The following is a 232-nucleotide window of genomic DNA, read 5'->3' on the forward strand; positions in this document are numbered from 1 at the left end:
ATCCATGTCATCATAAATTAAACCATCATGAATTAAGCTGTCAGAAGATAAGACGGCTGAAGATTGCTTATTAGAAAGTTGTTTATGAATAGGCGGTTTGACATTACTTGTGTTATTTGGGTCGGTGGTGGTGCTATCTGCCATTTTTGGTGGCGTATCGGTGGTGACGATAAGGTGCTTATTGACCAAAAAACTCTGCTGACACTGATCACAGCAAACGGCGGTGTTTACT

1 protein-coding gene is annotated in these 232 nt (G+C 40.9%); it reads right to left on the minus strand.

From position 1 onward, the window contains the following. Positions 1-189: hypothetical protein (locus AAEZ05_RS30390; protein ID WP_350650401.1), on the minus strand; the 189-nt coding region annotated here is incomplete at its 3' end. Between the last annotated feature and the right edge of the window lie 43 nt (positions 190-232).

The organism is Pseudomonas sp. HY13-MNA-CIBAN-0226 (assembly GCF_040310305.1).
GTDB lineage: Bacteria > Pseudomonadota > Gammaproteobacteria > Pseudomonadales > Pseudomonadaceae > Aquipseudomonas > Aquipseudomonas gregormendelii.